Source organism: Actinoallomurus soli (assembly GCF_024055715.1).
GTDB classification, from domain to species: domain Bacteria; phylum Actinomycetota; class Actinomycetes; order Streptosporangiales; family Streptosporangiaceae; genus Actinoallomurus; species Actinoallomurus soli.
This window is the reverse complement of the sequence record NZ_JAMXMV010000005.1, coordinates 436,133-459,427: the sequence shown is the minus strand read 5'-3', so window position 1 is coordinate 459,427 and position 23,295 is coordinate 436,133. Positions and strand designations below refer to the sequence as shown.

Sequence of the window (23,295 nt, the reverse complement as noted above, 5' to 3'; positions counted from 1 at the left end):
GATGGACCAGCCACGAGACGACCGAGCGGTCGAATGGGACCTCGCCGTGATCGGGCTCGGCTACGTCGGGATGCCGCTCGTCCGTGAGGTGGCGCGCGGCGGGATGCGCGTCGTCGGTCTCGACGTCGACCAGCGTCGCGTCGACGGCCTGAACGCGGGCGTCTCCCACATCGACGACCTCTCCGACCGGGAGGTCGCGAGCCTGATCGCCCACGGCTTCCACGCGACCACCGACCCGCGCGTGCTGGCAGGGGCCGACACGGTGATCATCTGTGTCCCCACCCCCCTCGACCGGGACCGGCTGCCCGACCTCCGCGCCGTCAAAGGCGCGGCGGAGATGATCGCCGGACGGTTGCGGCCCGGCACCCTGGTCGTCCTGGAATCGACCACCTGGCCGGGGACGACGGAGGAGGTCGTACGGCCACTGCTGGAGAAGAGCGGGCTCAGCGCGGGCATCGACTTCCACCTGGCCTACTCGCCGGAGCGCATCGACCCGGGCAATCCGGTCTTCGGCCTGCGCAACACCCCCAAGGTGGTCGGCGGGCTCACGGCCGCCTGCCTGGACCGGGCGGTGTCGTTCTACGGCAAGTTCGTCGAGCGGGTCGTGCCCGTACGCGGCACGCGCGAGGCCGAGATGACCAAGCTGCTGGAGAACACCTACCGGCAGGTCAACATCGGTCTGGTCAACGAGATCGCGATGTTCTGCGACGAGCTCGGCATCGACGTCTGGGAGGCCATCTCCGCGGCGGCCACCAAGCCGTTCGGCTACGAGGCGTTCCGGCCGGGCCCCGGCGTCGGCGGGCACTGCATCCCGATCGACCCGAGCTACCTGTCGCACCGGGTACGGCGGCTCGGCTATCAGTTCCAGTTCGCCGAGCTCGCGCAACAGATCAACGATCGGATGCCCGCGTACGTCGCCGAGCGCGCCGCCCGGCTGCTGCACCGCTACGGGCGCTGCGTCAACGGCGCGACGATCGTGCTGCTCGGCGTCACCTACAAGCCCGACGTCGGGGACGACCGGGAGTCGCCGGCCCGTCCGCTCGCCCGGCGCCTGCACGCGTCCGGCGCGACGGTCGCCTACGTCGATCCGCTGGTGGACGACTGGACGGTCGAGGGCGTCGACGTCGCTCGTACCGAGGACCTCGTCACGGCGCTGCGAATGGCCGACCTGGCGATCCTCCTGCAGCCGCATCGCGCGTTCGACCTGAACCTGCTCGGCGCCCGCGCCCGTCTCCTGCTGGACACCCGCGGCGTGCTGCCGGTGTCGGACAACGTCGAGCGGCTCTGACCTGCCGCCGAGCGGTCACGGCGTCACTACGGCACGGCGTCACGACGTGCGGCGTCACTACGGCACGGCGTCACGGCGGGCGACGTCACGAGGCACGCCGTCACGGCGGGCGACGTCTCCGGGTGCGGCGGCACGGCGCGACCTCGCGAGACCGCGTCACGGGACGCGGCGGCGGGTGCCGCGCCGTACGTCGGCACCCGCCGGTGAGGAGGTCGTCGCAGGATCGGTCGTCGGTCAGGCGTACCGCGGCGAGAAATGATGGTGCATGTGGTGCCCGTGGTGCGCGTGCCCGCCGCCCACCCGGCGAACCTGGACGCGGATCACCGGAGGCTTGGCGTTCTGCGCGCCGCCCCGCTGCGGCTCCTGAGCGGGCGCCGCGCCATTGGCCTGCCCCGGGTCCTGAACCGACATCACGCCATTGGGCTGCTGCCGGTCCTCGACGGGCGCGGCGTTGGTGGTCTGCTGCGGATCCTGAGCGGGCGCCGCCTGCGGATCCTGAGCGGGCGCCGCCTGCGGCCGAACGGACGCCGCGCCGACCCGCCGAGAGTCCTGGGGCTGCGCCGCGTCGGCGCGCTGCGGCGGTTCGGCGCGCTGCGGCCGGTCGGCGGGTTGTGCCTGTTCGGCTCCGTGCGGACGCTGGTGGGCCTGCCGCCCCGGCAGGCCTCTCATGCCCGCCCCTCTCCTCAGGCGGTGATGCCGGCGCGGGCCCTTGGCGAAGCCCCCGGTTTCGCTGTGAATGACGTGCGGGTTGTTCGACACGTCGATGTCATCCGGGCTGGGCCTGCTGTCCTCGTCGGGACCGTCGGTGCCGGGAGGAAGGAACCGCTGGAGGCTGTCCGTGCAGTCGCTCGAGTACGCGGACGGCACGCCCTCGCAGTAAGAACCGACGCCGGTGAGCTCCGCGGGTGCCGCCTGCGCCGCCCCCGCCGGCGCGGCCGAGGCCGCGGCGATCGCCAGACCGCTGAACGTCATGACGGCGGCCAGAGCCAGCGGGCGCAGTCTGATCGTGGCTTCAGCCGGCCGTTCTTTTCTGCAGTATGTCAATTTCGACACCTTCATCCTGTCGAGTATCTGGCTTTTCGTGCGTCAATGCAGCGGACGAGATAGCGATACCCGTCTCACCGTCCACCGGGACATATGCCGGGTTAATGATCGAGCAATCCCGCACGCACTTCCGGCAGGATGAAGGGCATTTCGGAAAGCGCCCCTTTTTCCGGTCGAGGGCGGCCTTCCGGCGTCATATATCCCCTCGGCGCGTCACGCCCGATCCCGTGGCCGGCGCCGAAGCGACCGGCTCGGGAGCCGCCGGAGCGTCCTCGGCCGTGCCGGGGTCAGCGGGCCGGCCAGGTGTACTGGTGCTCGGGGCGGCCGGTGCTGCCGTACCGCAAGGTCACCTGGACCCGTCCGGACTGGGCGAGCGACGCCAGGTACCGCTGCGCGGTGGCCCGGGAGATGCCCACCTCCTCGGAGATCTCGGCGGCCGACCGCGGCGCGCCGGCGCGCTGCAGCGCCTCGGCCACGAGCCGTGCGGTGACCGACGACTGGCCCTTGGCCGCACGCCACGCGGCACGCGGCACCGTGTGCAGGGCGCGAACGGCGCGGTCGACGTCGGCCTGGCCGAGTTCACCGGCCGCCGCGAGGTTTTCCCGGTAGCGGGCGTACGCCCGCAGCCGCTGCCCCAGTTCCTCTGCGGTGAACGGCTTGATGAGGTAGTGCAGCGCGCCGCGGGAGAACGCCGTGCGGACGGACTCCGCGTCGGTCGCCGCGGTGGCCATGATGACGTCGGCCTCGAGGTCCGGCAGCAGGGACAGCCCGGACTCGTCCGGCAGGTAGACGTCGAGGAGCACGAGGTCGACCCGGGCCGCGCCCGCCCTGGCGTCCGCGGCGGTGTGCGCCCGTCCGGCCACGCGGAAGCCGGGGACCAGCTCGACGAACCCGGCGTGGACCTGCGCCACGCGGAAGTCGTCGTCGACGACCAGCACATCGATCACTGCAACACCTCCGGGAGGCGCGCCACGAACACGGCGCCGCCGTCGGGATCGGGCTCGGCGATGGTGACGTCGCCCCCGCGCGCGCGGGCCGCCTGCCGGGCGAGGGCGAGGCCGAGACCGCGGGGCCGGCCGTCCTCGGCCCGGCGGGTGGACACCCCGTCGCGGAAGACGGCCTCCCGGAGGTCCGCCGGCACGCCCTCACCCGAGTCCGCGACGGTGACGTGGAGGTCGGCGCCATCGCCGAGCAGCTCGACCTCCACCCGGGCCGGACGGCACGTGCCGAGCCGCGCCGCCTCGATGGCGTTCTCGACGAGGTTGCCGAGCACCGTGGTCACGTCAAGGGGGTCGACGACCCGGCCGGGCACCCAGCTCGTCCCGGCGATCTCCAGGGCGACGCCCCGCTCCGTCGCAACGGCGGCCTTGGCGGCGAGGAACGCCCGCAGGTACGGGTCGGGGACGTCGTCCGGCGGCGCCTCCCGGGCGGCCGGGACCCCGGCGACCGTCTGGATGTAGCCGGCCGCCTCCTCGTAGTGCCCGAGCCGGAGGAGCCCGGAGAGCGTGTGCATCCGGTTGGCGTACTCGTGCCGTTGCGCGCGCAGCGCGTCGAACAGCGCGCGGACGGCGTCGAGCTCCCGGGCCAGGGACTCGACGTCCGTACGGTCCCGCAGGGTGATCACGGTGCCGAGCAGGCGCCCGTCGTGCCGGACCTCCCGCCGGTTGACGACCAGGACACGCTCGCCGGCGACGACGAACAGGTTGTGCGCCTCCTCCTCGCCGTCGAGCACCGACCTCAGCCGGCCGCGTACGGGCAGCCCGGCGACCGGCTCGCCGCGGTCCGGGGTGACGCCCAGCAGCCGCGCCGCCTCGGCGTTGCAGGCGGTGACCCGGTTGGCGGCGTCCACCGCGAGCACGCCCTCGTTGATGCCGTGCAGGACCGCGGCGCGTTCCTGGACCAGCTCGGCCAGTTCGTACGGTTCCAGGCCGAGGGTCTGGCGTTTGAGCCGGCGCCCGATCGCGAACGACGCGAGCACGCCCAGCGCGACGGCGGCCGCGGCGAACAGGGCCGCGACGGCCATCGTGCGGTGCACCCGCCGGTCGATCTCCCCGGCGTCGAAGCCCACGCTGACCTCGCCGACGAGCGCCCCGCGGTGGTCGTGCAGCGGGACCTTCCCGCGCGCGGACAGGCCGAGGGTGCCGCGCTCGATCACCTTCACCTCCCGGCCGGACAGCGGGGCCGAGGGGTCGGTGCTGACCCGCTTGCCGATGAGCGCGCGGTTCGGGTGGGAGAGGCGGATGCCGTTCCGGTCGGTGACGACGACGAACAGCGCGCCGGTGGCCAGCCGGACCCGCTCGGCCCGGCTCTCCACGACGCCGTCCGGGTCGGCGCCGGTCGCCGCGGTGTCGCCGATGACGGGGTCGGCGGCGACCGAGCGGGCCACGGTGAGGGCCCGCCAGGCGTACTGGTTGCGCAGTTCGTCGCGCTGCATCCAGGCGGCCAGGGCGTACCCGGTCAGGGCAACGAGCACCACGACGCTGATCTGCAGGATCAGCACCTGGTGCGCGAACCGGATCCGGATACGGGGGGACATCAACGTGCACCCTAGCCCCAGGCAGCCCTGCCGCCGCCGAATCAGGTGAGCACAATGCGATAAAGGTCGCTAAGGTCGTTAACCACCGGAAACACGGCTTGCGATTACATCGCGAGCAAGGCTTAACCGTGGGGAAACGCACTCGTAACCTCCGGGCATGCCAACGCAAGCAGAGCCTGACGGCCCCGCGATCGAGCTCCGCGACGCGACCAAGCGTTTCCGCTCCTCGTCGGGTGGAGTGCACACCGCCGTCCGGAACCTCGACCTGGCCGTGCGCGCCGGTGAGTTCGTCGCCGTGGTCGGCCCGACCGGATGCGGGAAGTCGACGACCCTGTCCCTCGTCTCGGGCCTCGAGCCTCCCTCGGCCGGTGAGGTCCTCGTGCACGGGCGGCCGGTCGACGGCATCCCCGCCGGGGTCGGGTACATGTTCCAGAACGACGCCGTACTGCCCTGGCGCACGGTCCTCGACAACGTCGCCGCCGGTCCCCGGTACCGCGGCGTCGCCAAGCGGGAGGCCCGGGAGCGGGCGCGCGACTGGGTCGGCCGGGTGGGCCTGGGCGGTTTCGAGTCCTACTACCCGCACCAGCTCTCGGGCGGCATGCGCAAGCGCGTCGCCCTCGCCCAGACGCTGGTCAACGAGCCGTCCATCCTGCTGATGGACGAGCCGTTCTCCGCCCTGGACGTGCAGACCCGCGGACTCATGCAGGACGAGCTGCTCCGCCTGTGGGCCGGCGACGACCCTCTCGGGAAGGGCGGCGGCGCGGCCGTCGTCTTCGTCACGCACGACCTGGAAGAGGCCGTCGTGCTCGGCGACCGGGTGGTGGTGATGACCGCCGGCCCCGCCACCGTCAAGGCGTCCTTCGACGTGCCGCTGAAGCGGCCGCGCGACGCCGAGGAGATCCGGCTCACGCCCGAGTTCCTCGAGATCTACCGCGAGGTGTGGGAGTCGCTGCGCGAAGAGGTCCAGATCACCCGTGAGAGGAGTGCCGGCAATGCTGCTTGAGCTGGACGACCACGCGACCGCCGTCGCCCAGGCCCGCGCCGCGGGCCGCCGGCGGGCGTTCACCGTGAACGCCGTCCGGGTCCTGCTGGTCGTCGCCGTGCTGGGCTCGTGGGAGCTGGCGGCGACGTACTGGATCGACCCGTTCTACTACTCCAAGCCCAGCGCGATCTGGGACCGGCTCGTCGACTGGTTCACGACCGGAACGTCGCAGGGGTCGATCTGGACGCAGATCGCCTACACGCTGGAAGAGGCCCTGATCGGGTTCGTGCTGGGCAGCGTCGGCGGCGTGGTGCTGGGCATCGTCCTGGGCCGCAGCCGGTTCCTGTCCGACGTGTGCGCGCCGTTCATCAAGGCCGCCAACGCGATCCCCCGCATCATCCTGGCGTCCCTGTTCGTCATCTGGTTCGGCCTCGGCATGTCGTCGAAGGTCGCGACCGCGTTCATCCTGGTGTTCTTCGCGGTGTTCTTCAACGCCTTCCAGGGCGCCCGCGAAGTCGACCGCAACCTGGTGAACAACGCGCGGATCCTCGGCGCGAGCCGTACGGCCGTGCTGCGCACGATCGTCGTCCCGAGCGCGACGTCCTGGATCCTCGCGTCGCTGCACTCGGCGTTCGGCTTCGCCATCATCGGCGCGATCGTCGGCGAGTACAGCGGCGCGGACAAGGGCCTCGGCCTGCTGATCAACCACGCCCAGGGCACGTTCGACTCGGCCGGCATCTACGCCGGAATGATCATCATCACGGTGATCGCGCTGCTCGCCGAGTGGCTGCTCACCCTCCTCGAACGCCGTCTGCTGCGCTGGCGCCCGCCCGTGGCCGCCAACGAGGCGCGGATCTGACCCTCCGCCCCACCTCCCCTTTCCCTCCCCGCCCGCCGTCCGCCCCACCGCGGACGGGCGTCCTCACCTGCCTCAAGGAGAGCTCACATGCGTACGACCACCCGCATCGCCGCCGCGGCGCTCGCCGCCACGACCGCCCTGTCCCTCGCCGCCTGCCGCGACTCGCGCACCGCGTCCGGTGGGAGCGGCGGGGGCAAGCAGGGCGGCACCGTGAAGATCATGGTCGGCGGCATCGACAAGGTCATCTACCTGCCCGCCAAGCTGACCGAGCAGCTCGGCTACTTCAAGGAGCAGGGCCTGGACGTGCAGCTGCTGACCGAGCCGGCGGGCGCGCAGGCCGAGAACGTCCTGATCTCGGGCGACGTGCAGGGCGTCGTCGGGTTCTACGACCACACGATCGACCTGCAGACCAAGGGCAAGTGCATCGAGAGCGTGGTCCAGTTCGCCGACGTCCCCGGCGAGGTTGAGGTCGTCGCGGCCGGCAAGGCCGGGCAGATCACGTCCCCGGCGAACTTCAAGGGCAAGAAGCTCGGTGTGACCAGCCCCGGCTCCTCCACCGACTTCCTGACGCAGTACCTCGCGACCAAGAACGGCGTGCCGACCTCCGGGTACACGACCGTCAAGGCCGGCGCGGGCCAGACGTTCATCGCCACCCTGAACAACGGCGGCATCGACGCGGGCATGACCACGGACCCGACCGTCGCCAAGCTCACCAGCACCGGTCAGGGGAAGGTCCTGCTCGACATGCGGACCGAGGCGGGCACCAAGGCGGCGCTCGGCGGCCTGTACCCGTCCAGTTCCCTCTACATGAACTGCGACTACGTCAAGAACAACGCCGCGACCGTGCAGAAGCTGGCCAACGCGTTCGTCAAGACGCTGGGCTGGATCAAGGCGCACAAGCCGGCGGAGATCGCCGCCAAGATGCCGGCGGACTACGCCGGCGGGGACCCCAAGCTGTACGAGAAGGCGGTCGCGGACAGCATCGGCATGTTCACCGCGGACGGCGTCATGCCCGCCGATGGGGCGAAGAACGTCCTGAACGTCCTCGCGCAGTTCTCCCCGAACGTCAAGGGCAGGCAGGACAGCGTCGACCTGTCCAAGACCTACACGACCGAGTACGTCTCCAAGGCGCCGAAGCAGTGACCGGACGCGGGCCCCGGGGCTATCCGGGGCCCGCACGCCGTCCTCACAGGTCGACGGCGACGTACTTCAGCTCGACGTAGTCGTCGATGCCCTCGAAGCCGCCCTCGCGGCCGATCCCGGACTCCTTGACCCCGCCGAACGGCGCCGCCGGGTTGGACACGAGCCCGCGGTTGATCCCGACCATCCCGGTCTCCAGCGCCTCCGAGACCCGCAGCGCACGGCTCAGATCGCGGGTGTAGGCGTAGGCGACCAGACCCGCCTCGGTGTCGTTCGCCGCCGCGATCATGGACTCCTCATCCGAAAAGGCGGCGATCGGCGCGACCGGGGCGAAGATCTCCTCGCGCATCACGCGGGCGTCCGCCGGCACGTCGCTCAGGACGGTCGGCGGGTAGAACCAGCCGGGCCCGTCCGGCGTCTTCCCGCCCGTACGGAGGGTCGCGCCGCGTTCGAGGGCGTCGGACACCAGACCGGCGACACGGTCGCGCGCCCGTTCGTCGATCAGCGGGCCGACCTCCGTCTCCGGGTCGAGGCCCGGCCCGAGCCGGAGGGCGCCGAGCCGCTCGGCGAGACCCGCCGCGAAGTCCTCGGCGACGGCCTCGTGGACGATGAACCGGTTCGCCGCGACGCACGACTCCCCGGTGTTGCGCATCTTGGCCACCACGGCGCCGTTCAGCGCGGCGTCCAGGTCCGCGTCGTCGAACACGAGGAACGGGGCGTTCCCGCCCAGCTCCATCGTCGTCCGCAGCACCTTGCCGGCGGCCTGCTCCATCAGCTTCTTGCCCACGGGCGTCGAACCGGTGAACGAGAGCAGCCGCAGCCGGCCGTCGGCGACCAGGGCGTCGGTCACCTCGGGCGCGCGGTTCGTCGGCAGCACGCTCAGGACGCCCTCGGGCACACCGGCGTCGGCCAGCAGACGGCCCAGGGCCAGCGCGGACAGGGGCGTCGCCTCGGCCGGCTTGATGATCATCGTGCAGCCCGCGGCGATCGCCGGTCCGACCTTGCGGGTGACCATCGACAGCGGGAAGTTCCACGGCGTGACGAGGTAGGCCGGGCCGGTCGGCTGCCGGGTCGTCAGGATGCGGTAGTCCCCGCCCGGCGCGACACGGTACTCACCGCCCACGCGGACCGCCTCCTCGGCGAACCAGCGCAGGAACTCGGCGGCGTAGACGACCTCCCCCAGCGACTCGGCCAGCGGCCGTCCCATCTCCCTCGTCGTGAGCCGGGCCAGTTCCTCGGCGCGCTCGTGCATCAGCTCGTACGCCCGGCGCAGGATCTCCGAACGCTCGCGCGGAGCGGTCGCCGCCCAGGACGCCTGGGCGGCCGCCGCGGCGTCGAGCGCGCGCACCGCGGCGTTCGCGTCGGCGTCCGCGACCGAGGCGAACACCTCGCCGGTCGACGGATCGATGACGTCGAAGGACGTCTCCGCCGCCGTCCAGGTGCCGCCGATGAAGAGCCTGTTCTCCATGTTGTTCGCCTCCCAGTGCCTCTCGCTCCGCACGTTACCCACCGATTCGGCGGCGACTCTCCGCAGGTCCGCCCCGGCACGGACGGCTCTCCCCGACCGCCCGCGGAACGGCTCCGACAGCCGTTTCACGAAATCTCCGTAAACAAGCGGTAAACCTGGCAATCCGACGGAGCGTCCCACGGAGTACCAACCAAGATCCTTAGGCCCGGCCGGTTCCGGGCCGCCCTCAATGTGACCAAGGGGCCAACCGTATGAAGTTCACGCTGGAAGAGGTGAAGTCCCGGACCTTCAAGGCCCGGGACGCCTGGTGGACGGTGTTCCTCGTGGACCCTCTGGCCGGCCGGCTCGTCGTCGGTACCGCCAACCGGACCTCCATCACGCCGAACCAGATCACCTGGGGCGCGCTCTTCCTCGGCCTCGGCTCGGCCGGCTGTTTCCTCACGGCGGACTGGAAGTGGCTGGTCCTGGGCGCCGTCCTGTACCACTTCAGCTTCGTGCTGGACTGCATGGACGGCAAGATCGCGCGGCTCAAGGGCACCGGCACGGTGCTCGGCGGCTGGCTCGACTACGTCTTCGACCGCATCCGCGTCCTCACCTGCACCCTCGCGCTGATGTGGGGGGAGTACCACCACACCGGCAAGGAGGTCTACCTCCTCCTCGGCGTCGCGGTCGTCTTCCTTGACATGCTCCGCTACGTCGACGCCCTCCAGGTGGCGAAGGTCCGGCGTCAGATGCGCGCGGAGCTGAAGAAGGCGGTCGAGGAGTCGACCGCCGGCGAGACGCCCGTGTTCGCCGAGGACCTGCTGCGTGAGGACCCCGAGCTCGACCCGGACGAGATCAAGACGCGCGCCGCCGAGGTCATCGACCTGCAGCAGGAGTTCCGCGAGCGCTTCTCCTGGTACATCCGCGTCCGCGACTGGCTGCGCGACCACCGCGTCCGCACCCACCTGGTGAGCGGCATCGAGTTCCAGATGGCGGTGTTCATCATCGCGCCGCTGGTGAACCAGATCATCCCCGTCACCATCGGGGCGGCCGCCCTGCTGCTCGTGTTCGAGTTCGCCATCATGTACAAGCTGTGGCTGTCCTCCCGCGACTTCACCCGCGCCCTCGCGGAGATCAAGGGCGGGAACCCCGAGCCCGCGCGGGTTCCGTGACCGGTTCATCCGGCCTTTCCTGAAGCCCGGTACGACGCCCGGGCCGGGGCCGCTCTTCGGCGGCCCCGGCCCGGGCGTTGTGTTTTGACCAGTTTTTTGCGGGCACGTGGCGTTCATCACAGCCCACCACCGGAGGCAATCATGTCGACCGCCACAGTGGCCGTCATCGTGGTCGTCGCGGTTCTGGTCGTAGCGGCCCTGGGCTTCCTCGCCTGGCGGCAGCAGCAGCGTCGCCGGCTGCGCGAGAGGTTCGGGCCCGAATACGACCGCACCGTGGAACGTCATAACAGCACCCGCGAGGCCGAGCAGGAACTGCGCGCCCGCGAACAGCGTCACCGGGAACTGGAGCTCCGCTCCCTCGACCCGGCGGTACGCGACCGGTACCGCGCGGACTGGCAGCGGGTGCAGGAGCACTTCGTCGACTCCCCCCAGAGCGCCGTGGCCGAGGCGGACAACCTCCTCGTCCGGGTGATGAAGGACCGCGGCTACCCCACCGAGGACTACGAGCAGCAGGTCGCGGACCTGTCCGTCGAGCACGCCGGCACGATCGACCGCTACCGCACGGCGCACGACATCCGCGGCCGCGCCGACGCGGGGCGGGCGAGCACCGAGGACCTCCGCCAGGCGATGGTCCACTACCGCGCCCTGTTCGCCGAGTTGCTCGGCGACGGCGAGTCGCTCGACCCCCGCGAGCACGCCGACGCGCGCCGGACCGAGGCGCGGACCGAGGCCGCCGACGCCCGGCGGGCCGGCGGGCCGATCCGGTCCCGGCGGGCCGAAGAGGACGGTGAGGCCGGTGAGTCGGTCACGGCCGGCGAGTCACGCAGGGACGCCGAGGTCGCGGAGGGACGGAGACGATGAAGGACTACGAGGACCGGACCGATGAGCGCGCGCGTCCCCTGCCCGGCGACCGCCCGGTCGCGGGCATGCCGATGACCGGCGCCGACGAGGGGCGCGGGCGGACGGCCACCGAGGACCACGACCCGGGACCGGACAAGATCATCCTGTCGAGCCGAACCGAGGACGAACAGCGGGACACGACCGAGTCCGGCCGCACCGGCGCCCGCGCGTCCCAGGTCGAGCCGGGCGGCCCGGCCGACCCGCTGGGCGAGCGTACGGCCGGGCCCGCGGCCACCGCTCGGCCGTACGCTCCTGGCGGATCGTCGGCATCGACGGGCTCGGTGATGGCACCGGACGCCGGGACCGCCGCCGACCGTGAGGACGACTCCGGCCCGTACGGCGGGACCTCCGGCCGTGAGAACGGGACCGACATCGGCACCACGGGCCGTGGATACGAGTCCGGCACCGGAGTCGGGACGGCCGCCGGCCGTGAGGACGACTCCGGCAGGGACGCCGTGGCGGGCGGGACGGCCACGGAGCGGCTGATCGGCCGGGACGACGCGGACCGGTTCGGATCGCGGTGGCGTGAGGTCAAGGCCGGCTTCGTCGACGACCCGCGCGACGCGGTGAAGCAGGCCGGCGCCCTGTGCGAAGAGGCCGTGACCGCGATCACCACCGCTCTGGAGGATCAGCAGCGCGACCTGCGGGAGCGCTGGAACGGCGACGACGCGGACACCGAGCGCCTGCGGATGGCGCTGCGCGCCTACGGCGATCTGCTCGATCGCCTCACGTCGCTCTGACGCCGCCGGGCGGACCATGCGGAACGGCGGGCGCCTCCGGGCGCCCGCCGTTCCGCGTCACGAAGGGCGCGGAGCGGACAGACGGGCGCTCAGCCAGGCGTACGCCTGGGGCAGCATCGAGTTCCAGACGGAGGCGTTATGGCCGCCCTTGGGCAGGACGTACAGGAAGGCGGTCGTCGGCGGCCGTACCAGCGGCATGATCTGGTTGATCGCCTTATCGGACTCGCGGTCCTGCCGGGTGCCCGCCAGGAGCAGGCTCACCGGCGGGCGGCGCGTGCGCAGCAGGTCGAGCACCGAGTTCTGGGCGAACAGCGCGTGGTCGCGGCGGACCTCCGGCGTCTGCGGCACGGCGTCCCCCTGCATGGTGACGGCCGCGCTGAACAGGTCGGGCCGGCGGATCACCATCTTGGCCGCGCAGTAGCCGCCGGTGGAGAACCCGAGGATCCCCCAGGCGCTCCGGTCCGCCTGGACGCGGAACGCCTGCGTCACCGCCTGGCGCACGTCGTCGGTGAGCCAGGTCTCGACGCGGGGCCCGCCGGGGAAGTCCACGCACTCGGTGTCGCGGCCGTGCACGACCGTCGTCACCGGCGCGACGAGGATGAAGGGATGCGCGTGCCCGGAGGCCATGGCCTCCTTGAGGGCGGTGGCGCCGTGCACGGCGTGGAACCAGGTCGAGGGGGTGCCGGGGTAGCCCGGCAGGAGTTCCACGACGGGATAGGTCTGATGGGCGTTGGCGGCCGAACCGTAGCCGGGTGGCACCCAGACCAGGATGCGGGAGCGTATGCCGGAGTGTTCGCCGGTGACCGTCGCGGTGTAGACGTCCGGATCCAGGTTCCGTGTCCGTTCGAAGCGCACCTGGCCGCCCGGACCTCCCGCGCCGACCTGCTCGATCGGGGTCCCTCCGCCCTTGCCGCCGCCGAACAGGTCGCTCCATGAGGCGTAGAACTCGAAGTACTGGTTCAGGCCCACTCCGCCGACGAGCAGCGCGAACGCCTGACACATCACGATCATGAACAGGCGGACCGCGATCGCGAGCCGTCCCTTCACGCGGTTCCACAGGTACAGGCAGGCCACCGGTCCCGCGGCGGCGAGGAGGATGGCCGCGACGAGAATCGGCCGGCCCATCAGTCCCATGAAATAGTCCCCCGAAGAACCGTTGACGTGAGCAGGCCGAGGCTAAGCGGGGGACCGCGGCCTCGCCTCCTGGTTCATCCTCTTTTCGGGCGATGTTCACCCCCTCAGCCCCTCCTTGGCTCGCTCTTGGTCCGCCCTTGATCCGCTCATGGCCCGTTCGGGCGGCGCGCGGCCGGCGGTCCGCTCCGTACGTCCCCGGGGCCGGGCGGACGCGCCGCCCGGCCCCGGGGCTCGCCGCGTGCCGTCAGTGGGTGAGGAAGGCGATGACCGCGTCCCGTCCCGCGTGGCCGCGCTCGCGGTTCTGGATCGAGTGCGAGGCGCCCTTGACGACGACGACCCTGCCGTCCGGCGCGTGGGTCGCCTCCTCGTACGCCCACTCGAGCGGCGTGGACAGGTCGTGGTCGCCGTTCAGCAGCAGCACCGGGACGTCGGGCAGGCGGGCCGGCGGCTCGGCGGCCGGGCGCGAGGACCAGCGCAGGCACTCCTGGGTGAACCCGTTGCCCGCCGACGTCGCGAGCGTGTACGGCCACACGCGGCGCGGGTCGGTGTGCCGCAGCGTCCGGTCGAGCCTCGCCCGCCGGCTCGCCAGTGGCGCGTCGGACCGGCCCCACGGGAACACGCTGTCGGAGCAGAACGTGTCGATGTGCAGCCCCGAGCTGTACGAGGCGACGGGGTCCCCGCCCGGCGCCATGTCGGCGATGATCGTGTCGAGCCGGGCCGGGTCGCCCTGCCGCGCGGCGTGCAGCGCGCCGACGAGGTCGCCGTGTCCGGCGGGCAGGCCGGGCGGGTTCGGGTCACGGTAGGTCGGGTCGAGGAACTCGTAGGACACGATCGCGTCGAAGATCTTGACCCCGTCGGCGGCCGTGCGGTGACGGACCACCCAGGCCAGGTCCGCGGCGGGGTCGGACGCGCAGGCGGGCCCGTTCGCGCAGGCGTCGCGCAGCACCCGCGCCTGAGCGTGCAGACCGGTGAAGTAGAGGCCGTCGTCGGCCTGCGGGTCGACGTGTGGCAGGACCGAGTCGAGGACGACCTTGCGGACGTGCGCCGGGTGGGCGACGGCGTAGCGGGCCGCGGTGAACGTGCCGTACGAGACGCCGTCGACGACCATCTTGTCCACGCCCAGCGCCCGGCGGAGCGCCTCGTAGTCGGCGACGGTCTGCTTAGTGCTGTAGAGACCGCGCCGGTCGCCGAGGATCCGCGAGCACTCCTGGATGGCGGCGGGAGTGGGCGCGGCGATGTCGGAGCTGCCGACCTGGGCCTGCAGCTGCGGGCAGTCGATCGCGCCGAACTCCCCGGTGCCGCGCTGGTCCAGCATGACGAACCGATAGTCCTCGGCCAGCTCCGGCAGCCGCTGCGTGGCGATCCGGGAGATGTACGGCACGCCGGGCTGCCCGGGGCCGCCGGTGAGGAACAGCAGGACGCCCTTCGGCGCGCCCGCGTTGTCCGCGGTGGCGACCTGGAGGTCGAGCGTGCCGGGCACCTCGCCGCGGTGGTCGAGGGGGACCCGCAGGGTGGAACAGGTGAAGCCGGGCTGGTCCGGGCAGGGATGCGGGTCGGCCAGCCGAGGCCGGCCGGATACGGCCGAGGCCCCGGCGGGGCGCGCGGCGCCGCCGGTCGCCGGTGACGGGATGCCGTCCGCGGCGGCCGGCCCGCCGATCGCGGCCACGGCGGTGGCGACGACCGCGGTGACGAGTAGTCGTGATCGCATGTGCGGATTCTGACGATCGACCGCGCCGAGGAACATCCCCGACGCACCGGTCGGCGCCGTTCTGGCCTCTGGTGGCCACGGCGTGGCGGCGGCGACGTCAATCGATCACCGGGACCACGCCAGGACTGGGCCAAGTCCCGCGCGGTCGCCACATCGCCCGAGAGGCTCGCAACTAGCGTCTGCGCTGATCACCACCAGGGGGGACGTCATGCGCTCTTACGCGATCACCGCACTCATCGGCACCGGCCTGCTCGGCCTCGCGCCGCAGGCCCAGGCCGCGGCGCACGCTCGGACGGCGCATCCGCAGCCGGAACGGCCCGGCGCGCAGAACGCCGCGCACGCCCGGCCCGCCGACCCACAGCGCGAGCCGGCGCGGCCGGCCGTGCAGCCCGCCGCCCACGCGCAGGCCGAACACGCACGGCAGGCGGCACCGCCCGCCGCCCACCTGCAGGCCCAGCACGCGCGGCAGGCGGTGCGACCCGCCCGCGTCGAGGCCCGGCACGCACAGCAGGCGGCACCGCCCGCCGCCCACGTACAGGCTCAGCAGGCCCGGCCTCTCGCGCACACCGCCGTCCGCGCGCGGCGGACCGATCCACGCCCCGACCGCCCCGGCGAGCAGAACGTCAACGTCCGGTCGGGCGAGACGCAGGAGACCCGGCCGGCGGCCGGGCATCCGGCGCGGATCCGGCCCGCCGACCCGCAGCCGCAGCCGCAGCCGGGCCGGTCGGGCTACTCGATGCACCTCACCGGCCAGGCCGCGCACTGGGAGGTCTCGCCCGGCGAGCTGCAGACGGTGCGCTGGACGCTCACCAACACCGGCAACCGGCCGCTCGAGCACGCGCAGCTGGTGGCCGCCATCCCGGCCGGATGGTCGGCCCGCGAGGGGCAGGGCTGCCTGCGCCGCGGCGAGTACCTGGGCTGTGACCTCGGCGCGCTCGAACCGGGGCACAGCGCGGCCGTCCTCGTGCCGATGGTCGTGCAGGGGCAGCCCGGGACCGTGCGGCTGACCGCCTGGTCGCGCGGAATGGTCGGGGTGCTGACCATCCCCGGCCCCATGACGTCCATCCGCGTCGTGGTCAACGGGCGTCGGTAGGTTCTGGCCAAGACGGACCTCCTGGGGCCAGACTGAACGCGATTCGGTTTGGCTTCCCAGGAGGTACCGGTGCCCGAATTCACCATGACGATCGAAGGCGCGGCCGTGGAGACCACGGCCGCGTTCGACGTGATCAACCCGGCGACCGGGTCGCCGCACGCCGCCGCGCCGGACTGCTCGCGCGCCCAGCTCGACGCGGCGTTCGACGCGGCCGCCACGGCGTACCCGGCATGGCGGTCCGACGAGGCCGCCCGGCGCACGGCGCTGAAGGCCGCGGCCGACGTGCTCATGGCCGCGGCCGGCGGTGACCTCGCCGAGACCCTGACGGCAGAGCAGGGCAAACCCCTCCAGGACGCCCGGATCGAGATCATGGGCGCCGCCATCTGGCTCCAGCACTTCGCCGACCTGGAGATCCCCCGCGAGGTCATCCAGGACGACGACCGGGCGAAGGTCGAGGTCGTGCGCCGCCCGCTCGGCGTCGTCGCGGCGATCACGCCGTGGAACTTCCCGCTCATCCTCGCCGCGTGGAAGATCGCCCCGGCACTGCTGGCCGGCAACACCATCGTTCTCAAGCCGTCCCCGTACACCCCGCTGGCGACGCTGAAGGTCGGCGAGCTGCTGCGCGAGGTCCTCCCGCCGGGCGTGCTCAACGTCATCAGCGGCGGCGACGACCTCGGCGCGTGGATGACCTCCCACCCGGTACCCCGCAAGATCAGCTTCACGGGGTCGATCGCGACGGGCAAGAAGGTCGCCGCCGCGGCGGCCCCGGACCTCAAGCGGACGACCCTGGAGCTCGGCGGCAACGACCCCGCGATCGTGCTCGACGACGCCGACCCCGCCGTGGTGGCGGGCAGGGTCTTCGACCAGGCCTTCGCCAACAACGGCCAGGTGTGCTCGGCCATCAAGCGGGTGTACGTCCCGGACCGGCTCTACGACGACGTCGTCGAGGCCCTCGCCGCGAAGGCGCGGTCCGTGAAGGTGGGGAACGGCCTTGAAGAGGGCGTCCAGTACGGCCCGGTCAACAACCGGCCCCAGTACGAGCGGGTCCGGGAACTGGTGGCCGACGCGCTCGCGCACGGGGCGCGGGCCGCGGCCGGCGGCGCGCCGATCGACGGTCCCGGCTACTTCTTCGCGCCGACCATCCTCACGGACGTCGCCGAGGGCGTGCGGATCGTCGACGAGGAGCAGTTCGGGCCGGCCCTGCCCGTGCTGCGGTACACCGACGTCGAGGACGCGATCGCCCGCGCGAACGCCACCGACTTCGGCCTGTCCGGCTCCGTCTGGGGCACCGACGCCGACCGGGCCGCCGAGGTCGCCGAACGCCTGGAGTGCGGCACGGCCTGGGTGAACACGCACCTGGCCCTCGCGCCGCACCAGCCGTTCGGCGGTTTCAAGTGGAGCGGCATCGGAGTGGAGAACGGCACGTGGGGCCTCACCGGATTCACCGAGATCCAGGTCGTGCACCGCGCCAAGCGCTGACCGCGCCTCCGGTACGGCCGCCGGGGCACGCGGCGCGTGGTCCCGTGCCCGGAACGGCCCGCGCGTACGGGCGCCGTCGGGTCATCTCAGGTTCGTCAAGTTCGCCGCGAAGAGGGGAAAATCGCCGAATCCGGGCTGACCCGACCGCCTACGATGAGCGCGTGCCCGAACTGTTGTTCCCCTTCCTGGGCGTCGTCGCGCTCCTCACCGTGACCCCCGGTCCCGACATGCTCCTCGTCGTGCGCAACGGCCTGAGCGCCGGCAGCCGTGCGGCCTGGCTGACCGGGCTGGGCTGCTGCCTGGGCATCTCGATCCACGCGACGGCGGCGGTGCTCGGGCTGTCCGCGATCCTCGCCGCGTCGGCGACCGCGTACACGGTGGTCAAGCTGGCCGGTGCCGCGTATCTCGCCTATCTGGGCGTCCGGATGTTGATCTCGGCCCTCATGTCCGTCGACACCGTCGGGGAGGCGGAGGACGGCTCCCTTCCGGCGACGACCGTCGTTCCGGAGGCGGCGGTTCCCGGGACCGCGATCGCCGAGACGGCGGTTCCGGCGAACCCGGTGACGACGGCGGCGGAGCGGGTTCCGGCGGAGCCTGTCCCGGAGGCGACGCCCGGGAGGGCGGACGGTGTGCGGTCCGCGTCCCTCCTCACCGGCGGGGCGGTCTTCCGGCAGGGGCTGATCACCAACCTGCTCAACCCGAAGATCGCGCTGCTCTTCCTGACCCTGCTGCCGCAGTTCGTGGCGCACGACGAACCCCGGCTGCGCACCACCGCGACCCTGGCCGTCATCTTCCTCGCCGTCGCGGTCGTGTGGTGGCGGACGTTCTCACTCGCGATCGGCCCGATCTCCCGGGTGCTGCGCGGCGGCACGGCCCGCCGGGTGCTCGACGGCCTGGCCGGCTTCGCGCTGCTCGCCATCAGTGCCGCGGTCGCCTTCGAGGGCGACCGTTAGCAACCGCGCCGACGAGTCCCGGGCGGCCCTCCCCCGGCGGCCCTCCCGCCGGTCCGCCGAACGCGCCTGACCGGGCCGCCGAAGCACCGAGCCGGTCCGCCACCGAACGCCGCCGGTCCGGGCCGTCAACGTGCCAGCCAGGTGCGCAGCGCCCACCACCAGTGGGCGGAGTGGGCGACCGCCGCACCCGTCGGCGGCGCCAGGCAGCGGCCGGTGATGTCGCCGAACCGCCGCACGCGGTACTTCACGGTGTTCGGGTGGACGTGCAGTGCCCCGGCCGTGGGCTCGATCCGCTTGTCGTTGTCCAGGTAGGCCAAGGCGGTCTCGGCGAGCTGCCGGTGGAAGTCGTCCGCCGGGTCCAGCCGGTCGAGGAGGCCGTCGGCCAGCAGCCGCCCGAGGTCCGGCGCGCCCGAGGTCACCACCGCGAGGGCGAGGTCCGGCAGCCGGTGCAGGCCCTGCTCCCCTTCGACCGCGCGCAGCGCCGCCCGGCAGAGCGGGTACATCGAGGGGATGTCGGCCAACGGCACCGCCGGGGACGCGACGAGCAGCGGCGTGCCGGCCGGCAGGTCCGGCAACCGGGGCACGAGCGCGGCGAGGCGGCCGTCGACCAGCCCGCACAGCCCGCCGGTCAGCCGGCGCTCCAGTGACGCGGCCGTCCGCGGGTCGGCGACGTCGCCGGTCAGGCAGTGGTACGGGCGCGCGGCGTCGAGCGGCGCGAGGTCGCCGCCCTCGCCGTGCAGGACCCGCCGCAGCACCTGGGCGTGCGCGTCGCGGGTCGTCCGCGCCATCTCCATCTCGGCGATCCGGTAGGCGTGGACCATGCGGTGCTCCAGCGCCGTGGCGACCGCGTCGATCCGGATCATCCCCTCGAGGAGGTCGTCGGCGGGCAGCCCGGCGGCGCGGCCGCGCTCGACGAGCGTACGCACGATCAGGGCCCGTGCGGCCTGGAAACCGTCGAGGAGCGCCGCGACCGGCACGCCCTGACGGGCGCGGTCCGCGCCGAGCCGCCCGGCGGCCCGCAGGTCCGCCTCGGCCAGCTCTCCCCCCGCCGTGATCGCGCCGATCGCGGCCCGCACCACCGCACGTACGTGCCGGCGGACCTCGTCCTCCGGGAGGGCGGCGACCGGGGGCGAGTGCACCCGCGCGGCCCGCACGGCGGCGTCCGCGATCGCTCCGTCGTCGTCTCTCAACAGCTCGCTGAACCGGTCCATTGGCCCCTTCGGATAATCACCGCAAGCATGCTTGGCGCCGGCGCGGCTAGGCGAGGCGTCTTCCGATCAGGTTTGGTATTAGGAGACGAACCACGAAGGAGTCAACCCATGGCAGACGAGTTCCTGGACAAACTGCCCCCGCAAGAGCTGATCTTCAACCTGCCGCCGACCTTCGAGACGGTCGAGGAGGAGCGGCGGCACCGCAAGGAGCGGCTCGCGGCGGCGCTGCGCCTGTTCGGCAAGTTCGGCTTCGAGGAGGGCGTCGCCGGGCACATCACCGCACGCGACCCCGAGCTGACCGACCACTTCTGGGTGAACCCGTTCGGGATGTCGTTCAAGCACATCCGGGTGAGCGACCTCATCCTCGTCGACCACGAGGGCAAGGTCGTCCAGGGCCGCTACCCCGTCAACGAGGCGGCGTTCGCCATCCACTCCCAGATCCACCAGGCGCGGCCCGACGTCGTGGCCGCCGCGCACAGCCACTCCGTCCACGGCCGGGCGATCTCGGCCCTCGGCGAGCTGCTGGAGCCGATCACGCAGGACGTGTGCGCGTTCTACGAGGACCACGCCCTGTTCGACGACTACACCGGCGTGGTGACCGACCTGGAGGAGGGCCGCCGCATCGCCACCACCCTCGGCGACCGTAAGGCCGTGATCCTGCGCAACCACGGCCTGCTCACGGTCGGGGACACGGTCGATGCCGCCGCCTGGTGGTTCATCACGATGGAGCGCTCCTGCCAGGTCCAGCTGCTCGCCAAGGCCGCCGGCCGGGTGGTGCACATCTCCGAGGAGAACGCCAAGCTCACCCACGACCAGCTCGGCAACGACCTGGTGGCGTGGATCAATTACCAGCCGCTGTACGACCAGATCGTCCGTGAGCAGCCCGATCTGTTCGAGTGACGATCGGCCGTCCTGAAGGGCCTCCCCGCGGCGCTGACGCGGGCTGCAATGTACTGTCAGGCCCGTTTCCCTTCCCGGAAGGCCCTCGCGGCGCTAAGTTCGCCTCTGCCCCCGGTCGCACGCACGCCGGTGTCCTTCCAGTGATCCCCTTGCGATCCGGCTCCGCGACCGCGGCCTGCCGGGGAGGGACGGTGCGGCACTGTCCCACCGTCCCTCCCGACGGCACGCCCCTGACGTCCCACACGCCACCGGAATATCCGCACGGGTGATCCGATTCAGCCTCATAGGGATACGACCGGAAGAGGTGACCTGGATGCTGTTCGGCGAAGAACACGTGCGGCGCTACGTCGAGACCGACGGGGCCGAGGGCCACGACTGGCAGGGCACGATCACGCTTCTCCTGACGACCACCGGTCGCAAGAGCGGCCAGAAGCGTACGACCCCGCTGATCTACCAGAAGAACGGCGACGACTACCTCGTCGTCGCGTCGAAGGGCGGCGCGGACGAGCCGCCGCTCTGGTACCTCAACCTCCAGGCCGACCCGGAGGTGACCGTGCAGGTGCGCGGTGACAGGTTCACCGCGCGCGCCCGCACGGCCACCCCGGAGGAGAAGCCCGAGCTGTGGCGGAAGATGGCCGCCACCTGGCCGGCGTACGACGAGTACCAGCAGAAGACCTCACGGGAGATCCCCGTCGTCGTGCTCGAACGCGTCTGAGCTCACGGCAGGAGTTCACTCCACAGGGGGACGCGCGGCTCGACCAGCAGCCGCATTCCCGCCTCCTCCGGCGTGCGGTCCCGTTTGCGGTTGTTGCAGGGACCGCACGCCAGGACGGTGTTCTCCCAGGTCGACCCGCCGCCGCGCGACTGCGGGAAGACATGGTCCACCGTGTTCCCGCGCCCGCCGCAGTAGGCGCACAGCCCGCGGTCGCGGCGCCGGAGCCCCCGCTTGCCCCACGCCGGCCGATGGCCGTGCCGCCACCGCATGGCGACGTAGCGGACGAGCCGCAGCACCCGCGGTAACGGGAAGTGACCGATCCGCCGGCCCTCCACCGCCTCCTCGACCACCGCGACGCCGCGTACGAGCATCCGCACGGCGTGCCGCACGTCGACCTTCTGGAGCGGCTCGTACGACGCGTTGAGCACGAGTACGTTCACCGAAATCCCCTATCGAATGAAAAGGCCGCTCCCGGAGGTCCGGAGGCGGCCGACGTCGTGTCAGGGCGTCATTCGCCCCGACGGTGGTCTCCGTCGGCTATTCGATCGTGTCTGCGGTGCCGGGCCGGGCCGTACTCGGCCGGGTCACCGCAGGCCAGAACCTCGGTGGACATGCGTGAGCGCCGCTCCGGCGGGGTGTGCGCGGCCGGCGCGTCGCTCGGCGTCTCGTCCGCCGACTCGATGAGGTCGTGCATCCTCTCCCCCTTTCTTCCCCGGAATCGGGAATAGCATGAATCAACCGTCGCACCGCGGGCAACGCCTTTTTCGGAATATCCCACGGGATGCGGCCGGCGGCAATGGGCATATCGGTCACACCCTCCGGCAGCTCCGCCGGGGCCCTCCGGCCGCTCCGCCGGCGACCCTCCGGCCGCTTCAGTCGCGGCCGCGCCGACCGCCGACACACGCTCCCGCCGCTCGCTCGGCGGCGCGCCGGCCGCCGATGCGGCCGCCCGCGCAGGCGTGCGCGGCCGCATCGGTGATGGCCGGACCCGTACGCGGCCGGTTACCGGACGAGGTCCCGGATCGCGGTGAGCGTGCGCTCGCCTCCCGGGTCGCCGCCCGTCGCGGGGACGACCGCGACCTCGTCCACCCCCGCGTCGGCGTACTCCCGCAGGCGCGCCCGCACCTCGTCGGCGGTGCCCACCAGCCCGACCCGGGCCGCGACGTCGAAGGGCAGAGCGGTCAGCAGTTCCTTCGGCTCCGCGCCCTTCCGTGCCATCTCCACCGCGTCGCCCAGCCCCGCGCCGGCGAACGCCTCGGCGTACCCGGGCAGCCCGAGGTACGGGACGATGCTCCACATCAACTGCGCGTACGACTCGGGCGTCGGGTCGACGGCCGCCGGAAGCCGCGCGACCAGCCGGGGCGCGCGGCGCCCGGCACCGTCCGCCGCCTCGTCCAGCTTCGCCCGCAGGCCGGCGGCGACCTCCGGGGCCGCCATGTCGACCACCATCCGGTCCGCGTGCCCGGCCGCCGTGCGCACGGCCCGGTCGTCGAAGCCCGCCACGCTGAGCGGTCCGCCCGGCGGCGACAGCCTGAGCCGGAAGCCGCGGGTCCGTACGACCTCACCGTCCAGGTCGGCCCGCTTCCCCGCCAGCAGGCCGCGGACGGCCCGCGCGCTCTCCTCCAGGGCCGTAGCCGCACGCTCCCCCGAACGGCCGTGCCACTGCTCGACCACCCGCGGGCTCGACGTGCCCAGCGCCACCCCGATCCGCCTGCGCGTGAGGGCGGCGACCGAGGCCGCCCCCATCGCGATCATCACCGGGTCGCGGACGGCCACCGGCAGGGGGCCGACCGTCATCTCGATCCGGTCCGTGGCCAGGCCGATCGCCGACGCCAGCGCGAACGCGTCCCAGGTGTCGGTCTCGCCGATCCACAGCTCCCCGAACCGCAACCGGTCGGCGATCGACGCCGTGTGCAGGGCCTCCTCCGGCGGGCGGTCGGGCCAGTCTCCGATAACCACGCTCGTGTCCATGGCGTTCATGGAAGCAGACC

General features: G+C 72.5%; 22 protein-coding genes. 12 read left to right on the top strand and 10 right to left on the bottom strand.

The features are described 5' to 3' along the window. Window position 1 precedes the first annotated feature (1 nt). A complete protein-coding gene (locus NDW01_RS16370) occupies window positions 2–1,288 on the top strand; it encodes a nucleotide sugar dehydrogenase (RefSeq protein WP_252821409.1) in 1,287 nt (428 codons plus the stop codon). A gap of 234 nt (window positions 1,289–1,522) precedes the next feature. On the opposite strand, the gene NDW01_RS16365 is transcribed toward NDW01_RS16370, so the two are convergent. From NDW01_RS16365 to NDW01_RS16355, 3 genes are all read right to left on the bottom strand, one after another. Next, a complete protein-coding gene (locus NDW01_RS16365) occupies window positions 1,523–2,260 on the bottom strand; it encodes a hypothetical protein (RefSeq protein ID WP_252821407.1) in 738 nt (245 codons plus the stop codon). A gap of 359 nt (window positions 2,261–2,619) precedes the next feature. Next, the gene (locus NDW01_RS16360) at window positions 2,620–3,279 is read right to left on the bottom strand and encodes a response regulator (RefSeq protein WP_252821405.1); all 660 of its coding nucleotides are present in this window, start codon (window positions 3,277–3,279) and stop codon (window positions 2,620–2,622) included. Beyond that, on the bottom strand, window positions 3,276–4,868 hold the full coding sequence (locus NDW01_RS16355) for a sensor histidine kinase (RefSeq protein ID WP_252821403.1): 1,593 nt from the start codon (window positions 4,866–4,868) through the stop codon (window positions 3,276–3,278). Before NDW01_RS16355 ends, NDW01_RS16360 begins: the two co-directional genes overlap by 4 nt. 157 nt (window positions 4,869–5,025) lie before the next feature. Between NDW01_RS16355 and NDW01_RS16350 the strand changes: the two genes are divergently transcribed. From NDW01_RS16350 to NDW01_RS16340, 3 genes are all read left to right on the top strand, one after another. Beyond that, window positions 5,026–5,871 carry an ABC transporter ATP-binding protein gene (locus NDW01_RS16350; RefSeq protein ID WP_252784975.1) on the top strand — a complete coding sequence of 282 codons (846 nt, stop codon included), beginning with the start codon at window positions 5,026–5,028 and terminating at the stop codon, window positions 5,869–5,871. Further along, entirely contained in the window at window positions 5,861–6,709 is an 849-nt protein-coding gene (locus NDW01_RS16345) for an ABC transporter permease (protein ID WP_252821401.1), read from the top strand. Before NDW01_RS16350 ends, NDW01_RS16345 begins: the two co-directional genes overlap by 11 nt. An 87-nt stretch (window positions 6,710–6,796) precedes the next feature. Beyond that, a complete protein-coding gene (locus tag NDW01_RS16340; protein WP_252821399.1) occupies window positions 6,797–7,852 on the top strand; it encodes an ABC transporter substrate-binding protein in 1,056 nt (351 codons plus the stop codon). Window positions 7,853–7,895: 43 nt separating this feature from the next. On the opposite strand, the gene NDW01_RS16335 is transcribed toward NDW01_RS16340, so the two are convergent. Next, window positions 7,896–9,317 carry an NAD-dependent succinate-semialdehyde dehydrogenase gene (locus tag NDW01_RS16335; protein ID WP_252821397.1) on the bottom strand — a complete coding sequence of 474 codons (1,422 nt, stop codon included), beginning with the start codon at window positions 9,315–9,317 and terminating at the stop codon, window positions 7,896–7,898. A gap of 251 nt (window positions 9,318–9,568) precedes the next feature. On the opposite strand from NDW01_RS16335, the gene NDW01_RS16330 reads away from it, so the two are divergent. From NDW01_RS16330 to NDW01_RS16320, 3 genes are all read left to right on the top strand, one after another. Beyond that, window positions 9,569–10,471 carry a CDP-alcohol phosphatidyltransferase family protein gene (locus tag NDW01_RS16330; RefSeq protein ID WP_252821395.1) on the top strand — a complete coding sequence of 301 codons (903 nt, stop codon included), beginning with the start codon at window positions 9,569–9,571 and terminating at the stop codon, window positions 10,469–10,471. 141 nt (window positions 10,472–10,612) lie between these two features. Continuing rightward, window positions 10,613–11,332 carry a hypothetical protein gene (locus NDW01_RS16325; RefSeq protein WP_252821393.1) on the top strand — a complete coding sequence of 240 codons (720 nt, stop codon included), beginning with the start codon at window positions 10,613–10,615 and terminating at the stop codon, window positions 11,330–11,332. Further along, on the top strand, window positions 11,329–12,111 hold the full coding sequence (locus NDW01_RS16320) for a hypothetical protein (RefSeq protein WP_252821391.1): 783 nt from the start codon (window positions 11,329–11,331) through the stop codon (window positions 12,109–12,111). The genes NDW01_RS16325 and NDW01_RS16320 overlap by 4 nt, the downstream gene beginning before the upstream one ends. Window positions 12,112–12,168: 57 nt before the next feature. Here NDW01_RS16320 and NDW01_RS16315 read toward each other — a convergent pair whose 3' ends face one another. Beyond that, window positions 12,169–13,236, bottom strand: coding sequence for an alpha/beta hydrolase (locus tag NDW01_RS16315; RefSeq protein WP_252821388.1), 1,068 nt, complete (start codon window positions 13,234–13,236; stop codon window positions 12,169–12,171). A gap of 253 nt (window positions 13,237–13,489) precedes the next feature. Continuing rightward, window positions 13,490–14,953: an alpha/beta hydrolase gene (locus tag NDW01_RS16310; RefSeq protein WP_252821386.1), complete on the bottom strand. Its 1,464-nt coding sequence runs from the start codon at window positions 14,951–14,953 to the stop codon at window positions 13,490–13,492. 208 nt (window positions 14,954–15,161) lie between these two features. On the opposite strand from NDW01_RS16310, the gene NDW01_RS16305 reads away from it, so the two are divergent. From NDW01_RS16305 to NDW01_RS16295, 3 genes are all read left to right on the top strand, one after another. After that, window positions 15,162–16,046: an NEW3 domain-containing protein gene (locus NDW01_RS16305; protein WP_252821384.1), complete on the top strand. Its 885-nt coding sequence runs from the start codon at window positions 15,162–15,164 to the stop codon at window positions 16,044–16,046. 69 nt (window positions 16,047–16,115) lie between these two features. Next, window positions 16,116–17,525: an aldehyde dehydrogenase family protein gene (locus tag NDW01_RS16300; protein WP_252821381.1), complete on the top strand. Its 1,410-nt coding sequence runs from the start codon at window positions 16,116–16,118 to the stop codon at window positions 17,523–17,525. A gap of 161 nt (window positions 17,526–17,686) precedes the next feature. Continuing rightward, entirely contained in the window at window positions 17,687–18,478 is a 792-nt protein-coding gene (locus tag NDW01_RS16295; protein WP_252821380.1) for a LysE family translocator, read from the top strand. Window positions 18,479–18,603: 125 nt separating this feature from the next. Here NDW01_RS16295 and NDW01_RS16290 read toward each other — a convergent pair whose 3' ends face one another. Continuing rightward, on the bottom strand, window positions 18,604–19,689 hold the full coding sequence (locus NDW01_RS16290; RefSeq protein ID WP_252821378.1) for a PucR family transcriptional regulator: 1,086 nt from the start codon (window positions 19,687–19,689) through the stop codon (window positions 18,604–18,606). 108 nt (window positions 19,690–19,797) lie between these two features. Between NDW01_RS16290 and NDW01_RS16285 the strand changes: the two genes are divergently transcribed. Together NDW01_RS16285 and NDW01_RS16280 are read left to right on the top strand one after the other, a co-directional pair. Next, entirely contained in the window at window positions 19,798–20,589 is a 792-nt protein-coding gene (locus tag NDW01_RS16285) for a class II aldolase/adducin family protein (protein ID WP_252821376.1), read from the top strand. A 313-nt stretch (window positions 20,590–20,902) separates the two neighbouring features. After that, window positions 20,903–21,304 carry a nitroreductase family deazaflavin-dependent oxidoreductase gene (locus NDW01_RS16280; protein WP_252821374.1) on the top strand — a complete coding sequence of 134 codons (402 nt, stop codon included), beginning with the start codon at window positions 20,903–20,905 and terminating at the stop codon, window positions 21,302–21,304. 2 nt (window positions 21,305–21,306) lie between these two features. Here the strand turns inward: NDW01_RS16280 and NDW01_RS43830 are convergent, their stop codons facing one another. From NDW01_RS43830 to NDW01_RS16265, 3 genes are all read right to left on the bottom strand, one after another. Next, window positions 21,307–21,744, bottom strand: a complete 438-nt coding sequence (locus NDW01_RS43830; protein ID WP_252784961.1) for an HNH endonuclease — start codon at window positions 21,742–21,744, stop codon at window positions 21,307–21,309. 68 nt (window positions 21,745–21,812) lie between these two features. Next, window positions 21,813–21,998 carry a hypothetical protein gene (locus NDW01_RS16270; RefSeq protein ID WP_252821372.1) on the bottom strand — a complete coding sequence of 62 codons (186 nt, stop codon included), beginning with the start codon at window positions 21,996–21,998 and terminating at the stop codon, window positions 21,813–21,815. A gap of 308 nt (window positions 21,999–22,306) precedes the next feature. Next, entirely contained in the window at window positions 22,307–23,275 is a 969-nt protein-coding gene (locus NDW01_RS16265; protein ID WP_252821370.1) for an LLM class F420-dependent oxidoreductase, read from the bottom strand. Window positions 23,276–23,295 lie beyond the last annotated feature (20 nt).